The following is a 21,565-nucleotide window of genomic DNA, read 5'->3' on the forward strand; positions in this document are numbered from 1 at the left end:
CAGTGTACGGTTGCCGGCTGGCTCGGGTTCCAATGGCGGCGAGCACGCCCGCTAGCGCGATAGAATTGGTATCGTGACCGGCAATTTGTACCCAGGGACCGATTTGGCCCATCCGGTCATTCGCCCGTAGATCAATCCCCCATTGCGCCCGCCATAGCCTTCGGCCCAAGGCCAAGCCGCTCCATCACGCTCGGCCTGAACCCTTCGATATCAACGTCCGCTACTGCTGCCGCGTCGAAACAGAACATTCGGCCGTTATCAGAGCAATATTGACGACCTTTGTCACTCAACGACGATCAGCTACCAAATTAGGCCAGCCATCCGCCTTCCCGATCAATCCACAGGACATCTGCGCCAAGATCAGAGGTAGTATCGCACAGTGAGGACCGGGCCCGATACTAAAGAGCTCGATGACCCGCAATCCTGCTAGGGTTGAGACTCAATCAGAGCCAGAAAGCCACAGCGGCAGCGAGGCTTACGGCTGAGAGGAAGTTTCGTGCAAGCTTGTCGTAGCGAGTAGCGATCCGGCGGAAATCCTTGAGGCGGCAGAACATAGCCTCGACCCGCCAGCGATCTTTGTAGCGGCGTTTGTCATATTGGATCGGGCGCTTGCGGTTGCGGCGGCCGGGGATCACCGGGGTCGTGTCCTGTTCGCGCAGGATGGTCCTAATGCGATTGGCGTCGTAGCCGCGGTCGGCGATCACCCGCTTCATTCCCGCTGTTTCGTTGATGAGCAGGTCGGCGCCCTTCACGTCCGATGTGTTGCCGGGCGTCAGGACGAGACGAAGCGGCCGTCCGAGGACGTCGACAAGGGCGTGGATCTTTGTTGTCCGGCCGCCACGCGAGATCCCAATGGCATTGGCTCGCGCCCCCCCTTTGCCCCACCGGCGCTACGGTGAGCCTTGATGTAGCTGCTATCGATCTGCCCGGTCTCGGCGATCCAGCCTTCTTCGGTCAGTGCAGCCAGGATGCGTGTCCAGATGCCCCGCCGGCTCCACCTGTTCCATCGGTTGTAGACCGTCGTCGCCGGCCCGTATTCGGCGGGGCAATCTGCCCAGCGACCGCCGCACTTGAGCATGTGAACGATGCCGGAGATCACCCGCCGGTCATCAACACGTCGTGCTCCTGGCTGGTTCTTGGGCAAGTGGAGCTCGATTGCTGTCCACGCTTCATCCGATAGCCAGAACAACGAACGCGACATCCCCAAGGCCTCCTCTTCAGCGAAAACGCCTTGAATCAATGAGACCAACGATTTTCAAGAGGCTGATTGAGTTTGGACCCTAGCGGCCCTAATCCGGTCTTCGTCGGATTTCTACGCTATTCGGTTCCCCTGGCTCCGATACTCTGATCATCGAGGTGAGCCTGCAACGTATGATGGTCTCCGCCTCCTGAATGATGCGGTCCAGCAGTATTTGACATGTCGGTACGTCGTGGATCAGCCCTTGGATCTGTCCTGCCCAGACCAGCCCCGCATCAAGATCGCCAGTCTCTAGCGTTCTTCTGCCCAAGGCTCCGCCGACCAAAGGTTGAATGTCCTCGAACACAGCGTCCGGTCGCTTCGAGATCTCGACGACCCTATCCGAGACGCTATTCCTTGCAACGCGTCCCGTGTTGTGGAAGCGACGGAAGATCAAGTTGGTAGCGCGCTCATCGTTGCTCACGATGAATTTCTTAACGGCATCGTGGATTGGAGCTTCCTGCGTCGCGCAGAAACGAGTACCCATGTTAATACCCTCCGCGCCAAGAGCGAGGGCGGCCGCAAGTCCGCGACCATCCCCGAAACCCCCGCTGGCAATGATCGGAATCTTCACCCGGTCGACCGTTGCGGGAATCAGCACGAGGCCAGGTACGTCGTCCTCGCCGGGATGCCCGGCGCACTCGAAACCGTCGATCGAAATGACATCAACGCCCATGCGCTCTGCCGAAAGTGCATGGCGGACAGCAGTGCATTTGTGAAGGACAATGATATCATTGGCTTTGAACTCGTCGACATGTTCCTGCGGCTCGTGGCCCGCCGTCTCGACGATCTTGATGTCGCTTTCGATGATTGCGCGGCGATATTCCGCGTAAGGTGGCGGCGTAACCGACGGTAGGATCGTCAGATTCACGCCAAAGGGCTTGTCGGTCATCGTCCGGCACCGGTCTATCTCCCGGCGCAGGTCGTCAGGTGTCGGTTGCGTCAGCGCGGTCAGTATGCCGAGGCCACCCGCATTCGAAACCGCGGCGGCGAGTTCGGCCCGCCCCACCCACATCATGCCGCCCTGGACAATCGGCTTCTCGATGCCGAGCAGCTCGGTGAAGCGATTTCTCAATGCCATCACAGCGCCTCCAGGATCGTCACGTTGGCGATGCCGCCGCCTTCGCACATGGTTTGCAGACCATAGCGCTTGCCGCGCGCCCGGAGCGCATGGATCAGCGTGGCCATGAGCTTCGTTCCGCTCGCGCCCAGCGGATGGCCAAGCGCGATCGCACCGCCATTGACGTTGAGCTTCGCGGGATCGCCGCCGATCGCCTGCAGCCAGGCAAGCGGGATCGGAGCGAAGGCCTCGTTCACTTCGTACAGATCGATGTCCTCGATCCTCATGCCGGCGCGAGCGAGCGCCTTCCGGGTCGCCGGGATGGGCTCTTCGAGCATGATCACCGGATCGCCCGCGGTGACGGTCATATTGACGATCCGCGCGATCGGCGTGAGGCCATGTTGCTTGAGCGCCCGCTCGGACACGATGAGCGCCGCCGAGGCGCCGTCGCAAATCTGGCTCGCATTGGCCGCGCTGATGACGCCGCCCTCCTGAAGTAGCTTCACCGATCCAATGCCTTCGAGCGTCGCATCTGCGCGGACGCCCTCATCGGTGCTGCGGAGGATGCCACCCGTCTCCAGTGGAACCATTTCGGCGTCAAAGGCTCCGGCCGCGATCGCGGCGGCGGCGCGCCGATGGCTTTCCAGCGCGAACCGGTTCAGCGTCTCGCGATCGAAGCCGTACTTCTTCGCGATCATTTCCGCGCCCGCGAACTGGCTGAACTCCTCCACGCCGTAGCGCGCCCTGATCCGCCCGCTGACCGGGCCGACGCCGACGCCGACGCCTTCCCGCGCATGAAACGACATGTTGCTGAACATCGGCACGCGGGTCATGCTCTCGGCCCCCGCCGCGACGACGACGTCCATCGTCCCGGACATGATCGCCTGCGCCGCGAACTGGACGGCCTGCTGCGAGCTCCCGCACTGACGGTCGATCGTGACGGCCGGAACGCTCTGCGGCAGCTTCGAAGCCAGAACGGCGTTGCGCGCAAAGGCGAACGCCTGCTCGCCGACCTGCGTCACGCAGCCGAGGATGACATCCTCCACGGCCGTGGCGTCGATACCCGTTCGGTCGATCAGCGCGTCGAGAACCTCGGCCGCCATGTCCGCCGGGTGCCATTCGGCAAACTGTCCGTTGCGCTTGCCGCCGGGGGTGCGGACGGCTTCGACGATATAGGCTTCAGCCATGATCAGGCTCCTCTGAAATCCGGTGCTCGTTTGGCGAAATAGGCAGCCAGGCCTTCACGGGCTTCGGCGGTCGCCCCGGCGTCGCTGATCGCGCGGGCCTCCCGCTCCAGCTGCGTCTCGAAACTGGCTGCGAAGCTGTCCTGCAGCAAGACGCGCGCGGCCCCGAGCGCCGCGACGGGCGATGCGGCGAGCTGTGCTGCGGTTGCCTCGCCCTCCTCCATCAACCGTCCATCGCCGACGAGACGCGTGACCAGCCCCATCGCCTCCGCCTCCTCGGCATTGATCCGCCGGTTGGTGAGGATGATCTCCTGCGCCTTGCGTAAACCGACCAGCCTCGGAAGGCTCCAGCTCATGCCGCCATCGGGGGTGAGGCCAAGCGTGCCATATGCGGCGGCGAAGTGCGCCGATCGTGAGGCGAGGACGACATCGCCGCTGATCGCGAGGCTGAACCCCGCGCCGACCGCCGGCCCGTTGACCAGCACGAGCATGGGCTTCGCCATCCGCGCCAGGCGCGCCAGGGTCATGTGCAGCGTTCCGGCGAGTTCGCTCAGAAGGGACGAGACCTGGTCGCCGGCCGCGGCGAAAAGACCGACATCGCCTCCGGCGCAGAAGAGTTTGCCGGCCCCCGTTAGCACCACGCAGCGAATGTCGGCGTCGGTCTGACAGCGGATGGATGCCTCGACGAGCGCGCGCGCCATCGGGAGATCGATGGCGTTGCCGGCCTGCGGACGATTGAGCGTAAGCCACGCCGTTCCTTCACGGATATCGACGATGAGAGGCGTCTCGGTCACCTGGACCTCCCTAATTTCCTGGGTGTTTGCGAGCGGCATCGGTTCCTCACAGCGCGCGCGCGATGACCATTCGCTGGATGTCGGATGTGCCTTCGTAGATCTGGCAGACGCGCACATCACGGTAGGTCTTGGCGACGCCGAACTCTTCGAGATAGCCATAGCCGCCGAGCGTCTGGATCGCGCCGGAGACGACGGCCTCCGCCGTCTCCGATGCGAAGAGCTTCGCCATCGATGCCTGGGTCAGCGCCGGCTGCCCCGCATCCCGCAGCGACGCGGCGGACAGCACCAGTTGTCGGGCCGCCTCGAGCCGGGTCGCCAGATCCGCCAGCCGGAAGCCGACCGCCTGATGCTCGATGATCGGCTTGCCCATCGACACGCGATCCTTCGCATATCCGATCGCGATCTCCAGCGCGGCCTGGGCCATGCCGACGCACTGCGCGGCGATGCCGATACGCCCGGCTTCGAGGTTGGAGAGCGCGATGCGATAACCCTGGCCGATCTCGCCAAGCACCAGCTCATCTTCGATGAAGAGGTCTTCGAAACGCAGGGCACAGGTGTCGGACGCCGCCTGCCCCAGCTTGTGCTCGACCTTTTCGACGACATAGCCCGCCCGCTCGGTCGGCACGAGAAAGGCCGTCAGCCCCTTTTTCCCGGCCGATGGATCGGTGACGGCGATGACCATCGCCAGCTTCGCTATCTTGCCCGACGTGATGAACTGCTTGGCGCCATTCAGCTTCCAGCCTCCATCCACTCTGGACGCCCTCGTCCGGATCGCCGAGGCGTCCGACCCGGCATCGGTCTCGGTCAGCGCGAAGGCGCCGATCGAGCGGCCGGAGATCAGGTCGCGAAGAAAGCGGTCTTTCTGCGCGTCGGACCCGTCTTTCAGAATGCCCTGGACGATGATCGAATTCTGGATCGACACGATTGTCGACAGCGCCCCATCGGCCGCGGCGATCTCGATCAGTGCGAGGGCGTAGGAGACATAGTCGCTTGCCGCGCCTCCGAAAGCTTCGGGCGCGACCATCCCGAACAGGCCGAGCTGCGCGAGGCTGTCGAACACCCAGGGCTCATAGCCCCCGGCGCTTTCGAAACGGCCCGTGGCAGGCAGGATGCGATCCTGCGCGAACGCGCGGACGGTATCGCGGATGGCGATCTGGGTCTCCGAGAGAATCAAGAAACCTCCGGGTTTTGTGGCGTACTATACAGTACGTTGCATAACAGCGAGTTTTCTGTCAATGTCTGGGCGCTAAGGAGTCATGGTGGCAAAGCAGATTGACGATCTCGAGATTTCGCCCTTCCCGACGATCGAGGATCGTCTGCGCGAGAAGAGCCTGAAACGGGAAGCGGTGCTGCGGGCGGCCGTGCGCACCTTCAACGCACGCGGATTTCAGGCCGCCTCTCTCGACGAGGTGGCGGCGAGTCTCAAGATCAGCAAGCCCACCATCTATCGATATCTCGGCAACAAGGAGCAGGTGCTGCTCGAGTGCGTCACCCGGGGACTGGAAATGCTGCAGCATGCCGCCGCACAGGCGCAGGCCGAGGCCGGCACCGGCCTGATGCGGCTGTCCCGGTTTCTCAGGCGCTATGCCGAGATCAACATGGACGATTTCGGAAGATGCGTGATCCGGACCGACGATGCGGCGCTCTCGGCCGAGGGCCGCCGCCATTTCCGCGCCTTGAAGGCGAAGATCGATCATGCCATGCGCGGGCTGATCGCCGACGGCATCGCGGATGGCTCGATCGCGCCCCTCAATGTGAAAATGACCGCGTTCGCGCTGGCGGGCGCGCTGAATTGGCCGGCGCGGTGGCATGATCCGAGCCGCGACATGTCGGCAGAGGAAATAGCCGGGGCGATGGTCGACGTGCTGGTCCAGGGCCTCGCGCCACGCGGGTGACGTCGATCGCGGCCGAACAGGTCCGATCTCCACCCACCGTGATGGAGAGAAATCAAAAACTGTCATTTCATCACTTTCTGCCGCCGGGACACTGACCTATCATCAGTAATTGACGAGTCGGGCGCCATGGGCTGTCCGGACAAACGTCGCAGACGCTGATGCCGTCGAGACTGCGAGGGGGGACCGGAGTGCGAGCGGTGCAATTTCTGGGAGCCGGCCAGCCCTTGTCTCTCTCCGCCATCCCCGATCCCGCGCCCGGCCCGGGCGAGGTGATCATCCGCGTGGAGCGTTGCGGCATCTGTGGCAGCGACCTCGAGATGACGAGCGGCAAGGGCTTCACCCTGCCGGCGGGGTGCGTGCTCGGCCATGAATTCGCGGGCGAGGTCGTCGCGCTCGGCGCGGGCGTCACGACGCTGGAAATCGGCAGCCGGGTTGCGGCCATGCCCTTCGATTGCTGCGCGACCTGCGATCGGTGCATCGCGGGCCAGCCCCAGCATTGCCGGGCGGTGTCGGTGCACGGCTGCGGCGGCCGTGGGGGGCCTATGCGGAATATACGCGCGCATGGGCCTCTCACTGCGTCCGCCTGCCGAACCATCTGACTTTCGACGATGGGGCGCTCGTGGAGCCGCTCTCCGTCGCGCTGCACGGCATAAGGATGGCGGAGCCGATAGCGGGGCGCCGCGTGCTGGTGCTGGGCGCGGGGCCGATCGGGCTTGCGGCGATCTATTGGGCGAGGCAGCTCGGCGCTGTCCGCATCGCGGCGATGGCGCCTTCGCGGCGGCGGGCCGGACTTGCCACCGCGATGGGCGCGGACGGGCTGGCGACGTTCGGCGATCGGGAGGCGGAAGAGGTCGAGCAGCTGCTTGGCGGCAAGCCCGAGATCATATTGGAATGTGCGGGCAAGGCCGGCGTGCTCGATCGTGCGATCGGCCTGGCCGGGATCGGCGCGAAGATCGTCGTGCTCGGCTATTGCGTGACGATGGACAGCTTTTTCCCGATCACGGCGCTCGGCAAGGAAGTGACCATACGATTTTCAAAAATGTACCAGTTGCAGGATTTCCAGGACACAATGGCGTCGCTGGCCAGCGGGCATCTCGATCCGCGGACCATGATCACACGCCGCATCGGCCTGTCCGACGTACCGGCGACCTTCGAAGCGCTGCGGACCGACCGGGACCAATGCAAGGTCATGATCGCGCCGCATGAAGCCTGAGCGGGGGCAGCCGGCACCGCCGGAACGCATACGAGCGATAAGGAAGACCGGCGATGCTGCTCAGGGATAAGATCATCCTGGTCTCCGGCATCGGCCCCGGCATGGGATCGAAGCTCGCTATCGAGGCGGCGCGCGAGGGCGCCGCCGGCGTGATCGGCCTCGCGAGAACGCGCTCCAGGCTCGACGATGCCGAGAGCATGTTGCGGGCAGAGGGGCTCGACACGCCGATGTTGAAGGCCGTGGCCGACATCCGCGACAGGGCGCAGTGCGAAGCGGCCGTGCGCGATGCGATCGCACGGTTCGGCCGTATCGACGCCCTGATCAACAGCGCGTTCATCCATGGCGGCGCGCAGATGCCTTCCGAAACGAAGATGGAGGAGGTGCGCGAGGCGATCGAGACCAACCTGATCGGCACGCTCAATATCACCCAGGCCGTCATTCCACAGATGAAGGCGCAGAAATCCGGTGCGATCGTGATGGTGAGCACGCAGGCCGCCCGCAAGGTCGTCCGCACGACCGACATGATCTATGCGATGTCCAAGCAGCCGCTGGAAAGCGCGGTACGGCATCTGGCGTGGGAGCTTGGCGCGTTCAACATCCGCGTCAACCTCAGCCTGCAAGGCTATATGTGGGGCGACGTCGTCTCATCCTACGTCGATCGCGTCGGAACGGCGACGGGCAGGACGCGCCAGGCTGTGATCGACGACATCGCCTCGCGCAACCCGCTGGGGCGGATCGTCAGCGACGAAGAATGTGCCCGCGCGGTGCTGTTCCTCGCGTCCGACTATGCCGCGGCCGTGACGGGCGCGCAGCTCGATATCAACGCAGGCGAGTGGATGCCCTGAACCATGAAGATCACGCTCGAAGGCAAGGTCGCGCTGGTGACGGGCGCGATCCAGTCCGCCGGCGGCCGCGCGGAAGCCATCGCGCTCGACGTCTCGGAAGAAACGCAGATACGGGATGCGATCGCGGAGACGGTCGCGCGGCTCGGAACCATCGATATCCTCCACAACAACGCGGCCGACGTCGGCAGCGCGACGATGGCCACCGATGGCGATGGCCTGGCGCTCGAATCCGCGACGTGGGATCACGTCCTGTCCGTCGCCACCCGCGGAACCTGGCTCTGCAGCAAATATGCGATCAAGCAGATGCTCGGGCAGCGCGGCGGCGCGATCATCAACACGGCCTCGCTCGCCGGCCTGCTGGGGCTGGATCGGCTGACGGCTTATAGCGCGGCAAAGGCCGCCGTCATTCAGTTGACGGCGAGTATCGCCACGCATTTCGGCAAGGATAATATCCGCTGCAACGCCGTTGCCCCCGGCTTCGTGCTGACGGACGCGGCGCTCGCGATGTTTCCGCCGGACAAGTGCGAAACGGCGCTGCGCGATACGCTCACGCCCTATCTCGGCACCCGGAAGATATCGCCGCCGCGGTCTGCTTCCTCGCGTCGGATCACGCTCGCTACATCAGCGGGCAGACATTGCGCGTCGACGGCGGCAGCTCCGTTCATACCCAGAATCACGGCCGGGGCAGATCGGCCGCCGGATCCGAATGACAGGAGATACCCATGTTCAAGGCGATCTACCTCACCCGCAGGAACCCTGCCCTGTCGCAAGACGAATTCTGGGAACGTTGGAAGCAGCATTCGGCGCTCACCGGCACCACCCGGCGCATCCGGCCCTATTATAACCAGGTCGTGCAATGCGGCCTGTCCGATGCCTTCGACGCGGCCGAAGGCACAGACGCCTATGACGGTGCCAATCTGCTGGGGCTGGTCGATCGTTCGGGCGGCTACGGCGTGTTCGATGAACCGGAACATCGGGATATCATGCTACCGGACGAAATCGCCATATTCGCGCAGCCTATCCGCGACTGCACGCTGGTCACGGAAGAACATGTGGTCCGCCCGGGCGGCTTTTCGCGTCACCTCGTGCTGCATTTCCTCAAGCGCGCCGAAACCGTCACCGAGCAGCAGCTTTTCGATCAATGGCTGGCGCTTCAGGACGAGCTGCACAATCGCCCGGCCGGCGCGGATCTCGTCCGCCGATCGGTGATCAACAAGGTCGTCGAGACACCGCCGGCAGGTTATCCGTTCGATCTCGTCACCGAGACGTGGTTCGCCGATGCGGAGGCGATGCGTCGCTATCTGGGCGACGCATCGACCCAGGATGCATTCGGGAAGCGTCGCGCCGAACTGTGCGACGATGGCCGGACGATCAGCTTCGTCGCCCGGGTCAATCATTCGCGCCCACCGATCGAGGACTGACCCGAACCGGGGAGCAAAGGGAGATTTCCGAAATCTCCCCCAGCCCTCCGCCGCGATATCGCTACTCGCCCCGTCGGGAGGCGGCGCGTTCGCCACGCGTGCGGGGCGTCATCCGATGCGCCAAGCGGCTCGGCAATTCGGTGAAGAGATCGCCCTCGGCATCGATCGCCTCGCGCACCACCAGATAGTCCTTCCCCATCCATCCGCGACGGACATAGGGCGCGTAGCTGATCAGCGTGCCGGGCCCACCGGAAACGGCGGGGAGATATTTGACCAGCTCCATGCCGCGCTTGACCCCGGCCGGCGAGATCGGATGGCCATAGCCGATGCCGTGGGCGACGACATTCGCGATATCATAGCCGGTCACGGTGTAATAATTGGCCGCCCGATAACCGAACCGCTTTTCGAAGCTCTCGGTGAATTCCCGCGTGAGCGGATTTTCCTCGTCATAGAGATCGAGACCGTAAAATCCGTGCGCACCGCGCATGCCGCCCTCGATCAGCGGCGTGGTGAGGAAGCCGGTGGTGAGGATCGTCAGCGGCTGCCAGCCGATCTTGCGCATCGCCCTCGCCAAGCGATTGATCGGAACGCCGAAACCGCAATAGGCGACCGCATCCGCGCCGGTGGCCCGCATCGCTTCGACGATCATGTCCAGATTGACCTCGATCTGGCTGATCGTGAAATGCTCGCCGAGGTTCAGGCCTTCGAAATCGGCCGCCCGCCGGAGATATTCGAGATATTCGCCCCCGATGGCGGAGCGCTCGGCGACGGTGATGACCTTGCGGGCTTTGCGATGGGCGAGGAAATTGGCCATGAGGCACCCCTCCTCGACGAGCGATCCCTGGTTCAGGGCAAAGGTCCACTCGCCCTGCCAGACGTCCGTCCCCGGCCAGCCGATCGACGGAACCCGTCCTTCGGTCTCGATATAATGTTTCAGCGCGATGGCGTTTTCCGAGATATGCGGGCCGATGATCGCGACACAGCCTTCGTTGGCCAGCTCCTTCCACGCGTTAAGCACTTCATGGACATTGCCCGTGGGCAAGCCATCGACATCGCGCACGACGATCTGGACCGCGCGATCAATCACGCCATCTTCGAGCGCATTTTCAAACGCCAGCGTGGCGGCATCGAAGAAAGGCTGGATAACGCCTCCCGCCGCCCAATCCGTCAACATGCCGACCTTGGTCGTCGACTTGCGCTTGTCCATTTCGATCTTGGGGCGTTCGGACGACGACGTCATTTCATTCTCCATTGCGTTGAAAACCTTGTCTTATGTTCGATCTGTGCGCCGACCGGGCACCGTGCTCTCGATCGATGCCCGTGCCTGGCGGTGCGGCGCGGCTCGCGAAGTTCTGCTACGGCCCCCGCAAGAACTATCCGGGCATCGATATCCGGGCGGTAGTTTATGACCGACGTCGCGCCCCACGCGCGACCGCCTGTTCCCTGAAAACCCGTCCCAAGTCCCTCAATATGCCGTCGATCGCCCTCCATCGATTGTGAGACAGTGGCCGGTGACGAACGAGCCCGCTTGCGATGCGAGGAACAGCGCCGGGCCTACGACTTCACGCGGCTCGGCGGCTCGGCGCAATGGCACGTCCATAAACTGTTCCGGGCCGCGCATGGCCAGCAGATCCTTGTTGGCGTCCGTTCTGAATGCGCCGGGCGCCAGCGCGTTCACCGTGATGCCATCGGCGCCGAACTCGCTCGCGAGAGCCCTCGTGAGCGCCAGCAGGCCTCCCTTGCCGCTGATATAGGCGGCGTCGCCCGCCCTTCCCCGCATGGCCGCGACGGACGACATCATGATGATGCGGCCGTGCCGGCGCGACCGCATCAGCTGCGCCGCGAGCCGCGACATGAAGAAAGCCGCGCCCAGGTTCATATCCACGACCCTGCGGAATTCGGACAGGCCGATATCATCGACCCCGGCCCGCAGCCGCGCCCCGGCGTTGTTGACCAGAATGTCCAGGCGATCGCCGCTGGATGCCGCCAGCGCCCGCATTCGCGGTCCATCGCCCCTTCGTCGCCAATCTCGAAAGCCAATGGCAGCACGGCCAGCCCGGCGGCGCGCAATTCTTCCGCCGCATCGGCGCAGCGTGCCGGATCGCGCCCGTTCAGATATACCGTCGCACCGGCGCGGGCGAGGCCCTCGGCGATCGCCCGCCCGAGGCCGGACGTCGCGCCTGTCACGAGCGCCACCCGGCTCTCAATACCGAACAGCGATGCCGGATCACTTACTCCCATCGGCACTCTCCCTGCGGCCTGTCGATCAAGTCGCGGCCATTGCCAAAACACACGCTCAGTTGAGGACGAAGCTTGCGAACGCCGCTGTTTCGTCCGCCGTCAGAAAACGCCCGAGCGAATAATCTCCCGCGATGCTGGTGCGATGCCCGATGCGCAGATCGCCCGGCCGCACGCCGCGGGCACAGTGCAGCATCCGCCAATTATCCCACAGGACGAGGTCGCCCTCTGCCCAGCTATGATCATAGGCGACCGATTCATCGGTCAGTATCTTCGCGAGCTCCATGATCAGCGCGCTTCCCTCCTCGGCGGGAAGCCCGACGATGCCCAGCGCGAAGGCCGGCGAAAGGTTCAGCACCTTGCGACCCGTCTCGGGCTGGACGAAGACCAGCGGATGCGCGACGGGCGGGAAGGCCCCGTTCGCGGCCCGCTCGGCGAGGGCGGCCTGGAACGCCGCCTCCTTCACCACCCGGAGCGTCTGGAACGGGAGGAAACGGGTGAAATCGCGCGGGCGGAGCTGATAGATCACCTCGAGGCCTTCGCACTTGCGCCTCAGATCATCCGGCAGGCGCTGATAGGCCTCGATCTGATCGACAAATCCGGTTTCGCCGCCCTCGTCCGGCTGATCCACGATCTTGAGTATTCCGCCATGATTGATCTGCTGCGTGTAGATCTGGTCGGAATGCCAGGGGATGAAGCCCGCGCGTTCCACGCCGTTGACTTCCACGATCGAACTGCTGTCCGGGTTCGCGACGAGCTGGATCAGCTTGTCGCGCCCTTCGACGAGTATTTCCTTGACCGCATGGACCTGAAGATCCCCGAATATGGCGCTGAGCGCGATGTGAAAGTCGGGATCGCTGTCACCGTCGCGAAAGATGATCAGGCCCTTGTCAATCCACAGAGCCTGAAGTCGATCGCGGACGGAAGCGTCGTGGAGGTCCTCGCCGCGCAGGCCCTGCACCACGCAGCCGAAGCGGTGATCGTCGATCAGGCTTAGCACGTTCATCGCCGGCCCCCAGCCTGTCGGGAACGTCGCAAATAATGAATCATCATTTTTCTGACGCTAAACAATCGGAAAGCTATTGCCAATAGCGGGCCGGTTGGCGTAAAAACTAACCTATAAACAGCTTTTCCGCGAACGATGCGGCAGAGAGGATGATATGCCGGCAAGTCCAGCCCTCAAGCCGCGATTCCAGCTACCGCAGTTCATCAAGGGCGAGACGCTGTTGGGCAGCGACCGCCAGATCGGCGATTTCGATCTTGCGGTGCCGGATCTGAACAGCCTGACATGGCCGCGGACCGAGCCCGGCCCCGCCTTTCAGGTGCCGATCAGGGAAATCATCGACGTGCTGGTCGCGACGGGTGAGCGGCTTGCCGCCGATCCGGACGGCTATCTTGCCGAGGCGCTCGAATTCAGCGCCAGCTCCTCCGATCTGGAAAGGCGGATCGTCGAGAATTCGTTCAAATCCCTGCCGGGGATGTTCACGCGGCAGGAGATCGAGCTTCGCCTCGAAGGTGAGCTGCGCAACACCGAAGCGCTGGAAGGCTGGCGCGAGGTGACACATCCTTCCGGGAAGTCAGCGAGAGTGCGGGCATTCCCGCCCCGCCTCGTCCATGTGCTCGCCGGTAACGTGCCCAGCGTGGCGGCCGTGTCGGTGATCCGGTCCGCGCTGACGAAGGGCGTGCATCTTTTCAAGCTGCCCTCGAACGACCTTTTTTCGGCGCCTGCGATCCTCCGCACGATGGCGGCGGTCGCCCCCGGGCATCCGGTGGTCCGGTCCTTTTCGGCCGTTTACTGGCGTGGCGGCGACGAGAAGATCGAAAGCTTGCTGTTCCGCCCGCAATTCTTCGACAAGCTGGTCGCCTGGGGCGGCGAAAGCGCACTGCGCAGCGCGAAAAACTATATCGGCCCGGGCTTCGAACTCGTCTCGTTCGATCCCAAGACCTCGATCTCGTTCGTGGGGCGCGAGGCATTCGAAAGTGCCGAAACCGTCGAGGCCGCCGCGAAAGCCGGAGCGCTCGACGCCACCGGCTATAACCAGACCGCGTGCGTCGCCAGCCGTTTCCAGTTCGTCGAGGGTAGCGAGGAGCAGGTCGACAGCTATTGCGAGGCGCTCCACCGCCATCTCGGCGTGCCGCATGAGACATCGTCCGAATCTGCCGGAAAGACCCCGGAGGACATCCGCGAGGAGGTCGAGGGGCTGCGCATGCTGGAGCCGATCTATCGGGTCTGGGGCAGATATGATGGCACGGGCCTGGTCGTTCGTTCGGACGAGCCGGTGGAATTCCACCCCGTCGCCAAGACCGTGAATGTCGTCAGGGTCGATCGCCTCGACGATGCGATCCGCTACGTCACCGTCGCGACGCAGACCGTGGGCTTGTTCCCGGCGGCGCGAAAGGCCGAATATCGCGATCGCCTCGCGAGCGCGGGCACCCAGCGCGTCGTCACGCTCGGCAGCGCCTTCGGCGGGATAGCCGGCACCGCCCATGACGGCTTTTTCCCGATCCATCGCTTCATGCGGTGGGTGAACGACGAGGATTGAGCCCATCGGCGCACCCGGAGGAATTCCGGCGAGGATGGCGTGTGGAGAGAGATATCATGGTTGAAACGGTAGTGGCCATGGGAAAGGCCTCAGGGCCGATCAAGGAGATGTGCGCGCGCCCTGACCCCTACCTATATTCTCCTTCGCAAGTGCTGCCGATTCAGCTGGAGGCATCGCGCGAGATGTTCGCCCGGATGCGTCCGCTGATCCCGGTGCTCGATCGCCGCGCGTCCGACACGGGTGTCGATCGCATCGATAGCATCAAGGACCTCGTCCCGCTCCTGCTCTCGCACGCAACCTACAAAAGCTATCCGCAGGCGTTCGTCGCCAGTCGTCAATGGGACAAGCTGACGAGATGGCTGGGGCTCGTTTCGACCGAGACTTTCGAAGGAGTCGACGTGGCCGGCGCCACCGACATTGACGACTGGCTCGATCGGATGTGGGCCGCCGGCTACAAGGTCACTACGTCGAGCGGAACAGGCGGCAAGGTTTCGCTCCTGCCGAAGTCGGATCTCGATCTCGAGATCTTTCACGAATATCTGCGCCGGTTCCGGGGCTGGCCGGAGCCTGCGGTGGCGGCGAACGACCGCCATTTCTTCCAGTTTGGACCCGCCAGCGGCGCCTATACCGGCGTGATCGCGGCCGGTTTCGCCGTGCAGGATTTTGCGCGGCCGGATTCGGTCCACCTGCTTGTCGATGAGCCGCTGCGCATCGCGAAGGTCAGCCAGATGGCGGCGTTTCGCGAAAAGCTGAAGGATGGCACGGCCACGCCCGCCGACATCGCGACGGTCGAGGCGGAAGGCGCGGAACAGGCGGCGAAATCGTCCGCCCGCATGAACGAGATGATCGACGAAATCATCCGCCTTCGCCACGAGCCTCAATATATCATGGGCATGTCCGCGACCATATATGAGGTCGTCACGCGCGCCCGCGCGCAGGGCATCCCGGACGGCCAGTTTCATCCCGATACGATCGCGAGCTTCGGCGGCGGGACGAAGCATTTCAAGCTTCCGGAAGATTATGATGCGCAGATCCGCAGCTTCTTCGGCGATGTGATCTATTCGTCGGGTTACGGAATGACGGAGATGAGCTGGCTGTCGACGCACTGCGCAGGGGGCAATTACCACGTCCCGCCGACGGTGTTGCCGCTGATCCTGAACGAGGCGGGCGATGAGCTGGTCGAACCCCATCAGGGCGTCGTCGTCGGCCGCTTCGGCTTCGTCGATCTGCTGACCGACATACGCTGGGGCGGCGTGATTTCCGGCGACAGGGTCACGGTGGATCTCGACGGCGATTGTCCGTGCGGACGCGGCGGGGTCAACATCCGCAGCATCGTTCGTTTCGAAAGCTCGCTCGGCGACGACAAGATCCAATGTTCCGGCACCATCGACGCTTATATTCGAGGCGCCGTCGTCGACTGACGCCTGGATGGCCCAACTTCGCGTCGACCGCTCTTTCCGGGTTTCGCGAGCGCGAGGCCCGCCAACCCGCAAAGGTTTTCCAATGTACGACATCAAGATTGTTGGCGGCACGGTGATCGATGGAACAGGCGCGGAGGCGCGATCTGCTTCCGTGGCGATCAAGGACGGCCGCATCGTGGAGGTCGGCGCTTGCGATGGCGGCGCGCGGGAGATCATCGATGCGGCGGGCCGTGTCGTGTCCCCCGGCTTCATCGACGTGCACACCCATTATGACGCCCAGTCATTCTGGGATGCCACCTACAGCCCCTCCTGCTATCATGGCGTGACCACCATATTGGGCGGGTTCTGCGGGTTCAGTATCGCGCCGCTTTCGCCGTCCGCTGGCGAATATCTCTGTTCGATGCTGGCGCGGGTGGAGGGCATGCCGCTCCAGACGCTGCAATCGGCCGTGCCTTGGGATTGGCAGAGCTTCGGCGATTTCCTCGGCCGGCTGGATGGCAAGGTAGGCTTGAACGCCGGCTTCTATTGCGGCCACTCCGCGATCCGGCGCGTGGTGATGGGCGAACGCGCGGTCGGCGAGGAAGCCACTCCCGAGGAAATCGGGGAGATGAAGGCGCTGCTGGCCTCGAGCCTGGAACAGGGCGCGCTGGGATTTTCGACCACGATCTCCCCCAGCCACAATGATGGCGACGGCAACCCCGTCCCCTCCCGCTGGGCCTCGCGCACGGAGCTGCTGGAGCTGGCGTCTGTCGTGCGCGATTACGAGGGAACGGGGCTGGAGTTGCTGCCTGATCTCGCCATCCCCGATGGCACACGGGAGCTGATGACCGATTTCTCGCTCGCTGGGCAGCGCCCGGTCAACTGGAACGTGCTGACGGTCACGGGCACCACCCAGATCGACGAACAGCGGCTCGAGAAACATTTGGGCCTGTCCGATTTCGCACGATCGAAGGGAGCCGAGGTCGTCGCCCTCGCCGCGCCTTGCACCCCCAATGTCTATATCAATCTGCATGGCGGCGTTCTGTTCGATATGAACCCCGGCCTTTGGCAGACGATCTTCCGCGTTCCGTTCGATGAGCGGGTCGAGATGTTCAAGGACCCCGAAGTGCGCCGTCAGCTCGCCGAGGAAGCGGCGTCGGTCCCCGCCGATGCGCCGATGATCACCATAGCGCGGCTTGCGCGGATGAGGATTGCCAGCGTCATCAACCCCGAAAATGAAAAATATGTCGATCAATTCGTCGGCGACATCGCGACAGAACAGGGCCGCGAAGTGATCGACGTGATGCTCGACATCGCTCTTGCCGACGGTCTGAAAACCACCTTCGCCCCGGAAATCGGGGGCGAGGATCCCGAGACCTACAAGGTCCGCGGCAAAGTGTGGCTCGATGACAGGACGCTGATCGGTGCATCCGATGCCGGGGCGCATATGGACATGATCGATACCTTCGCATTCTCGACGATCATCCTCCAGCGTGCGGTGCGCGAATATGGCGTGCTAAGCCTCGTTGAAGCGGTGCACCAGATGACTAAAGTCCCGGCGGACTTCATGGGATTGAAGGACCGCGGCGTGCTTGCGCCCGGCCTGTGCGCCGATGTCGTGGTGTTCGACCCCGAGACGGTGGGCTGCGGTCCGGTCTATATGCGCGGCGACGTACCTGGCGACGCCGAGCGTCTCTACGCCGATGCGGTCGGTGTGGGCGAGGTGATCGTCAACGGAGTCACCATCGTCCGTGGTGGCGAACACACGGGCGCCCGGCCCGGCAAGGTGCTGCGCCGCGAAAGCGATACGTTCACCAACCTGATCGCGGCGGCCCGCCCGGCCTGAGCCGCAGTGGATCATCTGGGCTGCCGCCTGTCGTTGAACCTCGCGCTACGATTGCGGTTCCGGCAGCCGCCCAGTTTCCACGATACCAGCCGGGTGTGCGGGCCCACGCTCCTGCGACGTCATGGGCGCAAACATTCTATCTCGGAGATTTGGAAACGCCCGCTCACGACGAACATGTGCTTCGGCACGCCGTCTTCAGCGCTGCAGACGACTGAAACCGGCCTGCCATCTAAATTATCACTAATCATTTATTACACGTCATAAGATTTAATTATCGGACGCAATAACTTGGCAGGTGGGCCGGCCAATTTCGATATTTTGATCCAGCACGTGCGCAGTTCATCACACATGTGCCGATCATTATTGGAGCGTCTGCTTGCGAGTGATAGCCGGGACGCATGAATGGACGCTCGTCGCCCACGATTCACCGCTCTGTTTGATTGACATGGCGTGGCGGGTTCCTGTAGGTGAGTATCAGTCAGTTTGTGTATGGAACGGTGGGTTATGGATCTGTCTGGCTTACCCTTTTCCAACAGGCCCGTTGGCTGGTTCCAGATCGGGTGGAGCGGCGAGTTCGCGCCCGGCACGGCGCATCCGCTGCGCTATTTCGGCCATGATCTGGTGGCGTTCCGCACGCTCGTGGGCGAGCTGTCGGTGCTCGACGGCCACTGCCCGCATCTCGGCGCCCATCTCGGCTATGGCGGCAAGGTCAAGGGCGATTGCGTGGCATGCCCCTATCATGGCTGGGAATGGGATACGGAGGGCCGCAACGCGCGCATCCCCTATCAGGACAGCCCGATGAAGATGTCGCTGCGCAAGTGGCCGGTGCGCGAACAGCATGGCTGCGTGTTCATGTGGCACGATCCCACGGGCGCGCCGCCGCGCTGGGCGCTGCCGCACGTGTTTGAAAGCTATCCCGCGCTGCCGGGGCGGGAGGAGGATTATTACCCGCCCTACGGCAACAGCACCGCGCGCTTCGACAGGGAGTCCGTCCACACCCAGGTGACGATGGAGAACGGGGTCGATTCGGTGCACTTCCGCCACACCCATAACGCCCCCGTCGATCCCGTGCTCGAGGACTGGGTGATCCGCGACGCCGAACTCCACACCCGCGTCGGGTTCCTCTCGCCCGCCACCGGCAACGTCGCGCTCACGCTCCACAACATCACCGCGGGCGTCGGCCTGTCCTTCAGCGCCTTCGAAGGCAGCTACCATTATCGCCTCGTCTTCGCCGGAACGCCCGTCGACGACGACACCACCGATTATCACTACACCATCTGGTACCCGCGCGAGCCCGGCGACACCGGCAGCATCATGCCGCCGGACCTGCGCCAGCGCATCAAGTCCCAGTTCCTGTACACGCTCGAAGAGGACATGCTCATCTGGCGCACCCAGGCCTATGTCCCAAGGCCAACCTACGCAAAACAGGACATCAAACCCTATACCGCCATGCGGAAATGGCAGAAAAACTTCTACAACCTGCCACCGCTCAACCAAAACTCAGCTTGAGAAAGCGCGCTTGAAGTGCAGCATCCCCGCGCCCTTCCGTTACGTCCGGCAGCGCGGATGCGTGCGCGGGGCGCTTCGGCCTGTTCGATGCTCGCCAAGGCGGGAGCGGAGATCCGCCGATCCTGCGTTGCAACGGGCAGCGCAGCGGTCGGACCCGGCGTGAACCGCCGGGCCATCGTGAATATCCGCATCACCAGCTAGCGAGATCAAGGGCTTGTTCGATAAACTCACTCTCTCCGTTCTTCCGGACGAAGACGAGGCGCTCCGGCCGGCGCTGCGCGAAATCATCGCCGGTGCGGTCGCGGCGATACCGCTCGATCGCCGGGCGCGCTCGTGGCAGGGATTCGACGCCGCATTCAGCCGCCTGCTCGGCGAGGCGGGCTATATCGGCCTTTCGCTGCCCAGGAAGTTCGGCGGCGCGGAACGGAGCCCATTCACCCGCTTCGTAGTGGTCGAGGAGCTGTTGTCCGCCGGCGCGCCCGTCGCGGCGCACTGGATGGGCGACCGCCAGAGCGGCCCCCTGATCGCGCATTATGGAACGGACGAGCAGCGTGCATTCTATCTCCCCCGGATCTGTCGAGGGGAGGCGCTGTTCTGCATCGGCATGAGCGAGCCGGGCTCCGGCTCCGACCTTGCCAACGTGCGCACGCGCGCGGCGCGCGGTGACGATGGCAGCTGGCTACTCAACGGCCAGAAGATCTGGACCACCAATGCGATGCACAGCGACTATATGATCGCGCTGGTGCGTACGTCCGGGACGAGCGCCGATCGCCAGAGCGGGCTGTCGCAGCTGATCGTCGATCTGAAATCCCCGGGCATCACGATCCGTCCCATCGTCGACCTGACCGGCGACGCGCATTTCGCCGAGGTGTTTTTCGAAGACGTTCACCTGCCTCCCGAGGCGCTGATCGGCGAGGAAGGCCAGGGCTGGAAACAGGTGACGGCCGAGCTCGCCTTCGAACGGAGCGGCCCCGAGCGCATCTATTCCTCCGTCGTCCTGATCGATGCCTGGACCCGGCACCTGCGCGCGGTCGGCCGCCTGGACACGGCGACGCTGCGACTGCTCGGCAGCCTGACGGCGCAGCTCGCCGTGCTGCGTGAGATGTCGATCGCGGTGACCGCACGCCTCGTGGCGGGAGAAAGCCCGATCGTTGAGGCCTCGCTCGTCAAGGATCTCGGAACCGAGTTCGAGCAGGCCGTGCCGCAGCTGATCGGCGACGACCTCGGCGCGCATCCCGATGAGCCCACGGACAATGTGCTCTACCGGACGCTGCTTTACCTGACCCATGTCGCGCCCAGCTTCTCGCTGCGCGGCGGAACACGCGAAGTCCTGCGCGGTATCATCGCTCGCGGACTCGGCCTCAGATAAGCGGAGCTTCGTGATGATGGACATGAACGAATTGATCGAACCCTTCGCCCGGTTGGTCGAAGACATCTGCACCCCCGCCGCCGTGCGCAGGATCGAGGAAGGTGGCGAAACCGGCGCGATGTGGAGCGCCTTCGTCGATTCCGGTTTCCTCGACGCGCTCGTCCCCGAGGACGCCGGCGGCGCGGGGCTCTCGGCCCTCGAAGCGGCGCCGCTGATCTCGCTGCTGGGGCGCCACTGCGTGCCGCTGCCCGTGGGCGACACGATGGTGGCGCGCGCTTTGCTCGCCAAGGCGGGGCGCGAAATCCCCGCCGGGCCGATCGCGATCGCGACGGGCACCGGTGTCACGCCCTTCGCGCGTACGGCGGCGTTCTTGGTTACCGGCTCACCGGAGGCGCCGACGGCTGTCGCTGCGGCGGCCACGCAGACGGGCGTCCATCACGACCTCGATGGCTATGCGGACGTGGCGGACAGCGAAGGCCTGCGTCCCACCAGCGCGGTGGTGCGTGCGCTGCTGATCGCCGGAGCCGCCGGGCGGGTGCTGGAGATGACCGTCGCCTATGCGAATGATCGCGTGCAGTTCGGCAAGCCGATCGGCCGGCAGCAGGCGGTGCAGCAGCAGCTCGCGATACTTGCGGAGCAGGTGATCGCGGCACGCATCGCGGCAGCGATCGGGGTGCGCTCCGGGTTTCCCGCGCGGCTGCTCGACGCCGCGATCGCGAAGCACGGCACCAGCATCGCGGCCGCGCGGAGTGCCGCGATCGCCCATGCGATGCACGGCGCGATCGGCATCAGCGAGGAATATGATCTCCAGCTCCTCACGCGCCGCCTGCACGGCTGGCGCCTGGCGGACGGATCAGAAAGCTATTGGGCAGCGGTGCTTGGCGGCGCGCGGCTTGCATCGACGGCCGACACGAGCGTGGAATTTATCCGGGCCGCCTGATTCTGAAAGGCCGGCCCGCCGATTTTCGCAACAGACCGGGGAACAGGACGGCGGAATGGTCCGCCCAGGCT

20 protein-coding genes and 2 pseudogenes are annotated in these 21,565 nt (G+C 64.2%); 13 read left to right on the forward strand and 9 right to left on the reverse strand.

The genetic code is table 11. The features are described from left to right. Positions 1 to 443: 443 nt before the first annotated feature. The 5 genes and pseudogenes from BSL82_RS21805 to BSL82_RS11630 form a co-directional block, all read right to left on the reverse strand. A pseudogene (locus BSL82_RS21805) lies at positions 444 to 1,201 on the reverse strand (IS5 family transposase). An 88-nt stretch (positions 1,202 to 1,289) separates the two neighbouring features. After that, the gene (locus BSL82_RS11615) at positions 1,290 to 2,318 is read right to left on the reverse strand and encodes an NAD(P)H-dependent flavin oxidoreductase (protein WP_072597669.1); all 1,029 of its coding nucleotides are present in this window, start codon (positions 2,316 to 2,318) and stop codon (positions 1,290 to 1,292) included. Then, entirely contained in the window at positions 2,318 to 3,484 is a 1,167-nt protein-coding gene (locus BSL82_RS11620) for an acetyl-CoA C-acetyltransferase (protein WP_072597670.1), read from the reverse strand. Before BSL82_RS11620 ends, BSL82_RS11615 begins: the two co-directional genes overlap by 1 nt. A gap of 2 nt (positions 3,485 to 3,486) precedes the next feature. Then, entirely contained in the window at positions 3,487 to 4,275 is a 789-nt protein-coding gene (locus tag BSL82_RS11625) for an enoyl-CoA hydratase/isomerase family protein (RefSeq protein WP_418361254.1), read from the reverse strand. 46 nt (positions 4,276 to 4,321) lie between these two features. After that, positions 4,322 to 5,446, reverse strand: coding sequence for an acyl-CoA dehydrogenase family protein (locus BSL82_RS11630; protein ID WP_072598750.1), 1,125 nt, complete (start codon positions 5,444 to 5,446; stop codon positions 4,322 to 4,324). An 88-nt stretch (positions 5,447 to 5,534) separates the two neighbouring features. Between BSL82_RS11630 and BSL82_RS11635 the strand changes: the two genes are divergently transcribed. The 7 genes and pseudogenes from BSL82_RS11635 to BSL82_RS21070 all read left to right on the forward strand — a co-directional run bounded on the left by BSL82_RS11635 (position 5,535) and on the right by BSL82_RS21070 (position 9,649). Further along, positions 5,535 to 6,170, forward strand: coding sequence for a TetR/AcrR family transcriptional regulator (locus BSL82_RS11635; protein ID WP_418361255.1), 636 nt, complete (start codon positions 5,535 to 5,537; stop codon positions 6,168 to 6,170). 197 nt (positions 6,171 to 6,367) lie between these two features. Beyond that, positions 6,368 to 6,769, forward strand: coding sequence for an alcohol dehydrogenase catalytic domain-containing protein (locus BSL82_RS20025; RefSeq protein ID WP_158010856.1), 402 nt, complete (start codon positions 6,368 to 6,370; stop codon positions 6,767 to 6,769). A 20-nt stretch (positions 6,770 to 6,789) separates the two neighbouring features. Next, positions 6,790 to 7,383 carry a zinc-binding dehydrogenase gene (locus tag BSL82_RS20030; RefSeq protein ID WP_158010858.1) on the forward strand — a complete coding sequence of 198 codons (594 nt, stop codon included), beginning with the start codon at positions 6,790 to 6,792 and terminating at the stop codon, positions 7,381 to 7,383. 53 nt (positions 7,384 to 7,436) lie between these two features. After that, positions 7,437 to 8,228: an SDR family oxidoreductase gene (locus BSL82_RS11645; protein WP_072597673.1), complete on the forward strand. Its 792-nt coding sequence runs from the start codon at positions 7,437 to 7,439 to the stop codon at positions 8,226 to 8,228. A gap of 3 nt (positions 8,229 to 8,231) precedes the next feature. Further along, positions 8,232 to 8,723, forward strand: a pseudogene (locus tag BSL82_RS21810) (SDR family NAD(P)-dependent oxidoreductase); the annotation flags it as partial. A 26-nt stretch (positions 8,724 to 8,749) separates the two neighbouring features. Further along, positions 8,750 to 8,938 (forward strand): SDR family oxidoreductase, encoded by a 189-nt coding sequence (locus BSL82_RS21815; RefSeq protein WP_072597674.1) that lies wholly within the window; start codon positions 8,750 to 8,752, stop codon positions 8,936 to 8,938. 12 nt (positions 8,939 to 8,950) lie between these two features. Then, positions 8,951 to 9,649 (forward strand): hypothetical protein, encoded by a 699-nt coding sequence (locus tag BSL82_RS21070; protein ID WP_072597675.1) that lies wholly within the window; start codon positions 8,951 to 8,953, stop codon positions 9,647 to 9,649. Positions 9,650 to 9,710: 61 nt separating this feature from the next. Here the strand turns inward: BSL82_RS21070 and BSL82_RS11665 are convergent, their stop codons facing one another. From BSL82_RS11665 to BSL82_RS11675, 4 genes are all read right to left on the reverse strand, one after another. Continuing rightward, entirely contained in the window at positions 9,711 to 10,889 is a 1,179-nt protein-coding gene (locus BSL82_RS11665) for an ABC transporter substrate-binding protein (protein WP_158010859.1), read from the reverse strand. Between the two features lie 225 nt (positions 10,890 to 11,114). Beyond that, the gene (locus tag BSL82_RS11670; protein ID WP_250637870.1) at positions 11,115 to 11,639 is read right to left on the reverse strand and encodes an SDR family NAD(P)-dependent oxidoreductase; all 525 of its coding nucleotides are present in this window, start codon (positions 11,637 to 11,639) and stop codon (positions 11,115 to 11,117) included. Beyond that, positions 11,525 to 11,890, reverse strand: a complete 366-nt coding sequence (locus BSL82_RS21505; protein WP_083579181.1) for an SDR family NAD(P)-dependent oxidoreductase — start codon at positions 11,888 to 11,890, stop codon at positions 11,525 to 11,527. The genes BSL82_RS11670 and BSL82_RS21505 overlap by 115 nt, the downstream gene beginning before the upstream one ends. 55 nt (positions 11,891 to 11,945) lie before the next feature. After that, the gene (locus BSL82_RS11675; RefSeq protein WP_072597676.1) at positions 11,946 to 12,893 is read right to left on the reverse strand and encodes a TauD/TfdA dioxygenase family protein; all 948 of its coding nucleotides are present in this window, start codon (positions 12,891 to 12,893) and stop codon (positions 11,946 to 11,948) included. A gap of 154 nt (positions 12,894 to 13,047) precedes the next feature. Here BSL82_RS11675 and BSL82_RS11680 point away from each other — a divergent pair, with 154 nt between their 5' ends. The 6 genes from BSL82_RS11680 to BSL82_RS11705 all read left to right on the forward strand — a co-directional run bounded on the left by BSL82_RS11680 (position 13,048) and on the right by BSL82_RS11705 (position 21,494). Then, positions 13,048 to 14,430, forward strand: a complete 1,383-nt coding sequence (locus BSL82_RS11680) for an acyl-CoA reductase (RefSeq protein ID WP_072597677.1) — start codon at positions 13,048 to 13,050, stop codon at positions 14,428 to 14,430. A 56-nt stretch (positions 14,431 to 14,486) separates the two neighbouring features. Further along, positions 14,487 to 15,851, forward strand: a complete 1,365-nt coding sequence (locus BSL82_RS11685) for a hypothetical protein (RefSeq protein WP_158010861.1) — start codon at positions 14,487 to 14,489, stop codon at positions 15,849 to 15,851. Positions 15,852 to 15,933: 82 nt separating this feature from the next. Then, positions 15,934 to 17,676, forward strand: a complete 1,743-nt coding sequence (locus tag BSL82_RS11690) for an N-acyl-D-amino-acid deacylase family protein (protein WP_072597679.1) — start codon at positions 15,934 to 15,936, stop codon at positions 17,674 to 17,676. A gap of 504 nt (positions 17,677 to 18,180) precedes the next feature. Continuing rightward, positions 18,181 to 19,185: an aromatic ring-hydroxylating oxygenase subunit alpha gene (locus tag BSL82_RS11695; RefSeq protein WP_072597680.1), complete on the forward strand. Its 1,005-nt coding sequence runs from the start codon at positions 18,181 to 18,183 to the stop codon at positions 19,183 to 19,185. A 214-nt stretch (positions 19,186 to 19,399) separates the two neighbouring features. Then, positions 19,400 to 20,554 carry an acyl-CoA dehydrogenase family protein gene (locus tag BSL82_RS11700; protein ID WP_083579183.1) on the forward strand — a complete coding sequence of 385 codons (1,155 nt, stop codon included), beginning with the start codon at positions 19,400 to 19,402 and terminating at the stop codon, positions 20,552 to 20,554. Positions 20,555 to 20,567: 13 nt separating this feature from the next. Continuing rightward, a complete protein-coding gene (locus BSL82_RS11705) occupies positions 20,568 to 21,494 on the forward strand; it encodes an acyl-CoA dehydrogenase family protein (RefSeq protein ID WP_226998449.1) in 927 nt (308 codons plus the stop codon). The last annotated feature ends 71 nt before the right edge of the window (positions 21,495 to 21,565 follow it).

It is taken from the genome of Tardibacter chloracetimidivorans (assembly GCF_001890385.1).
In the GTDB taxonomy this organism is placed as follows: Bacteria; Pseudomonadota; Alphaproteobacteria; order Sphingomonadales; family Sphingomonadaceae; genus Tardibacter; species Tardibacter chloracetimidivorans.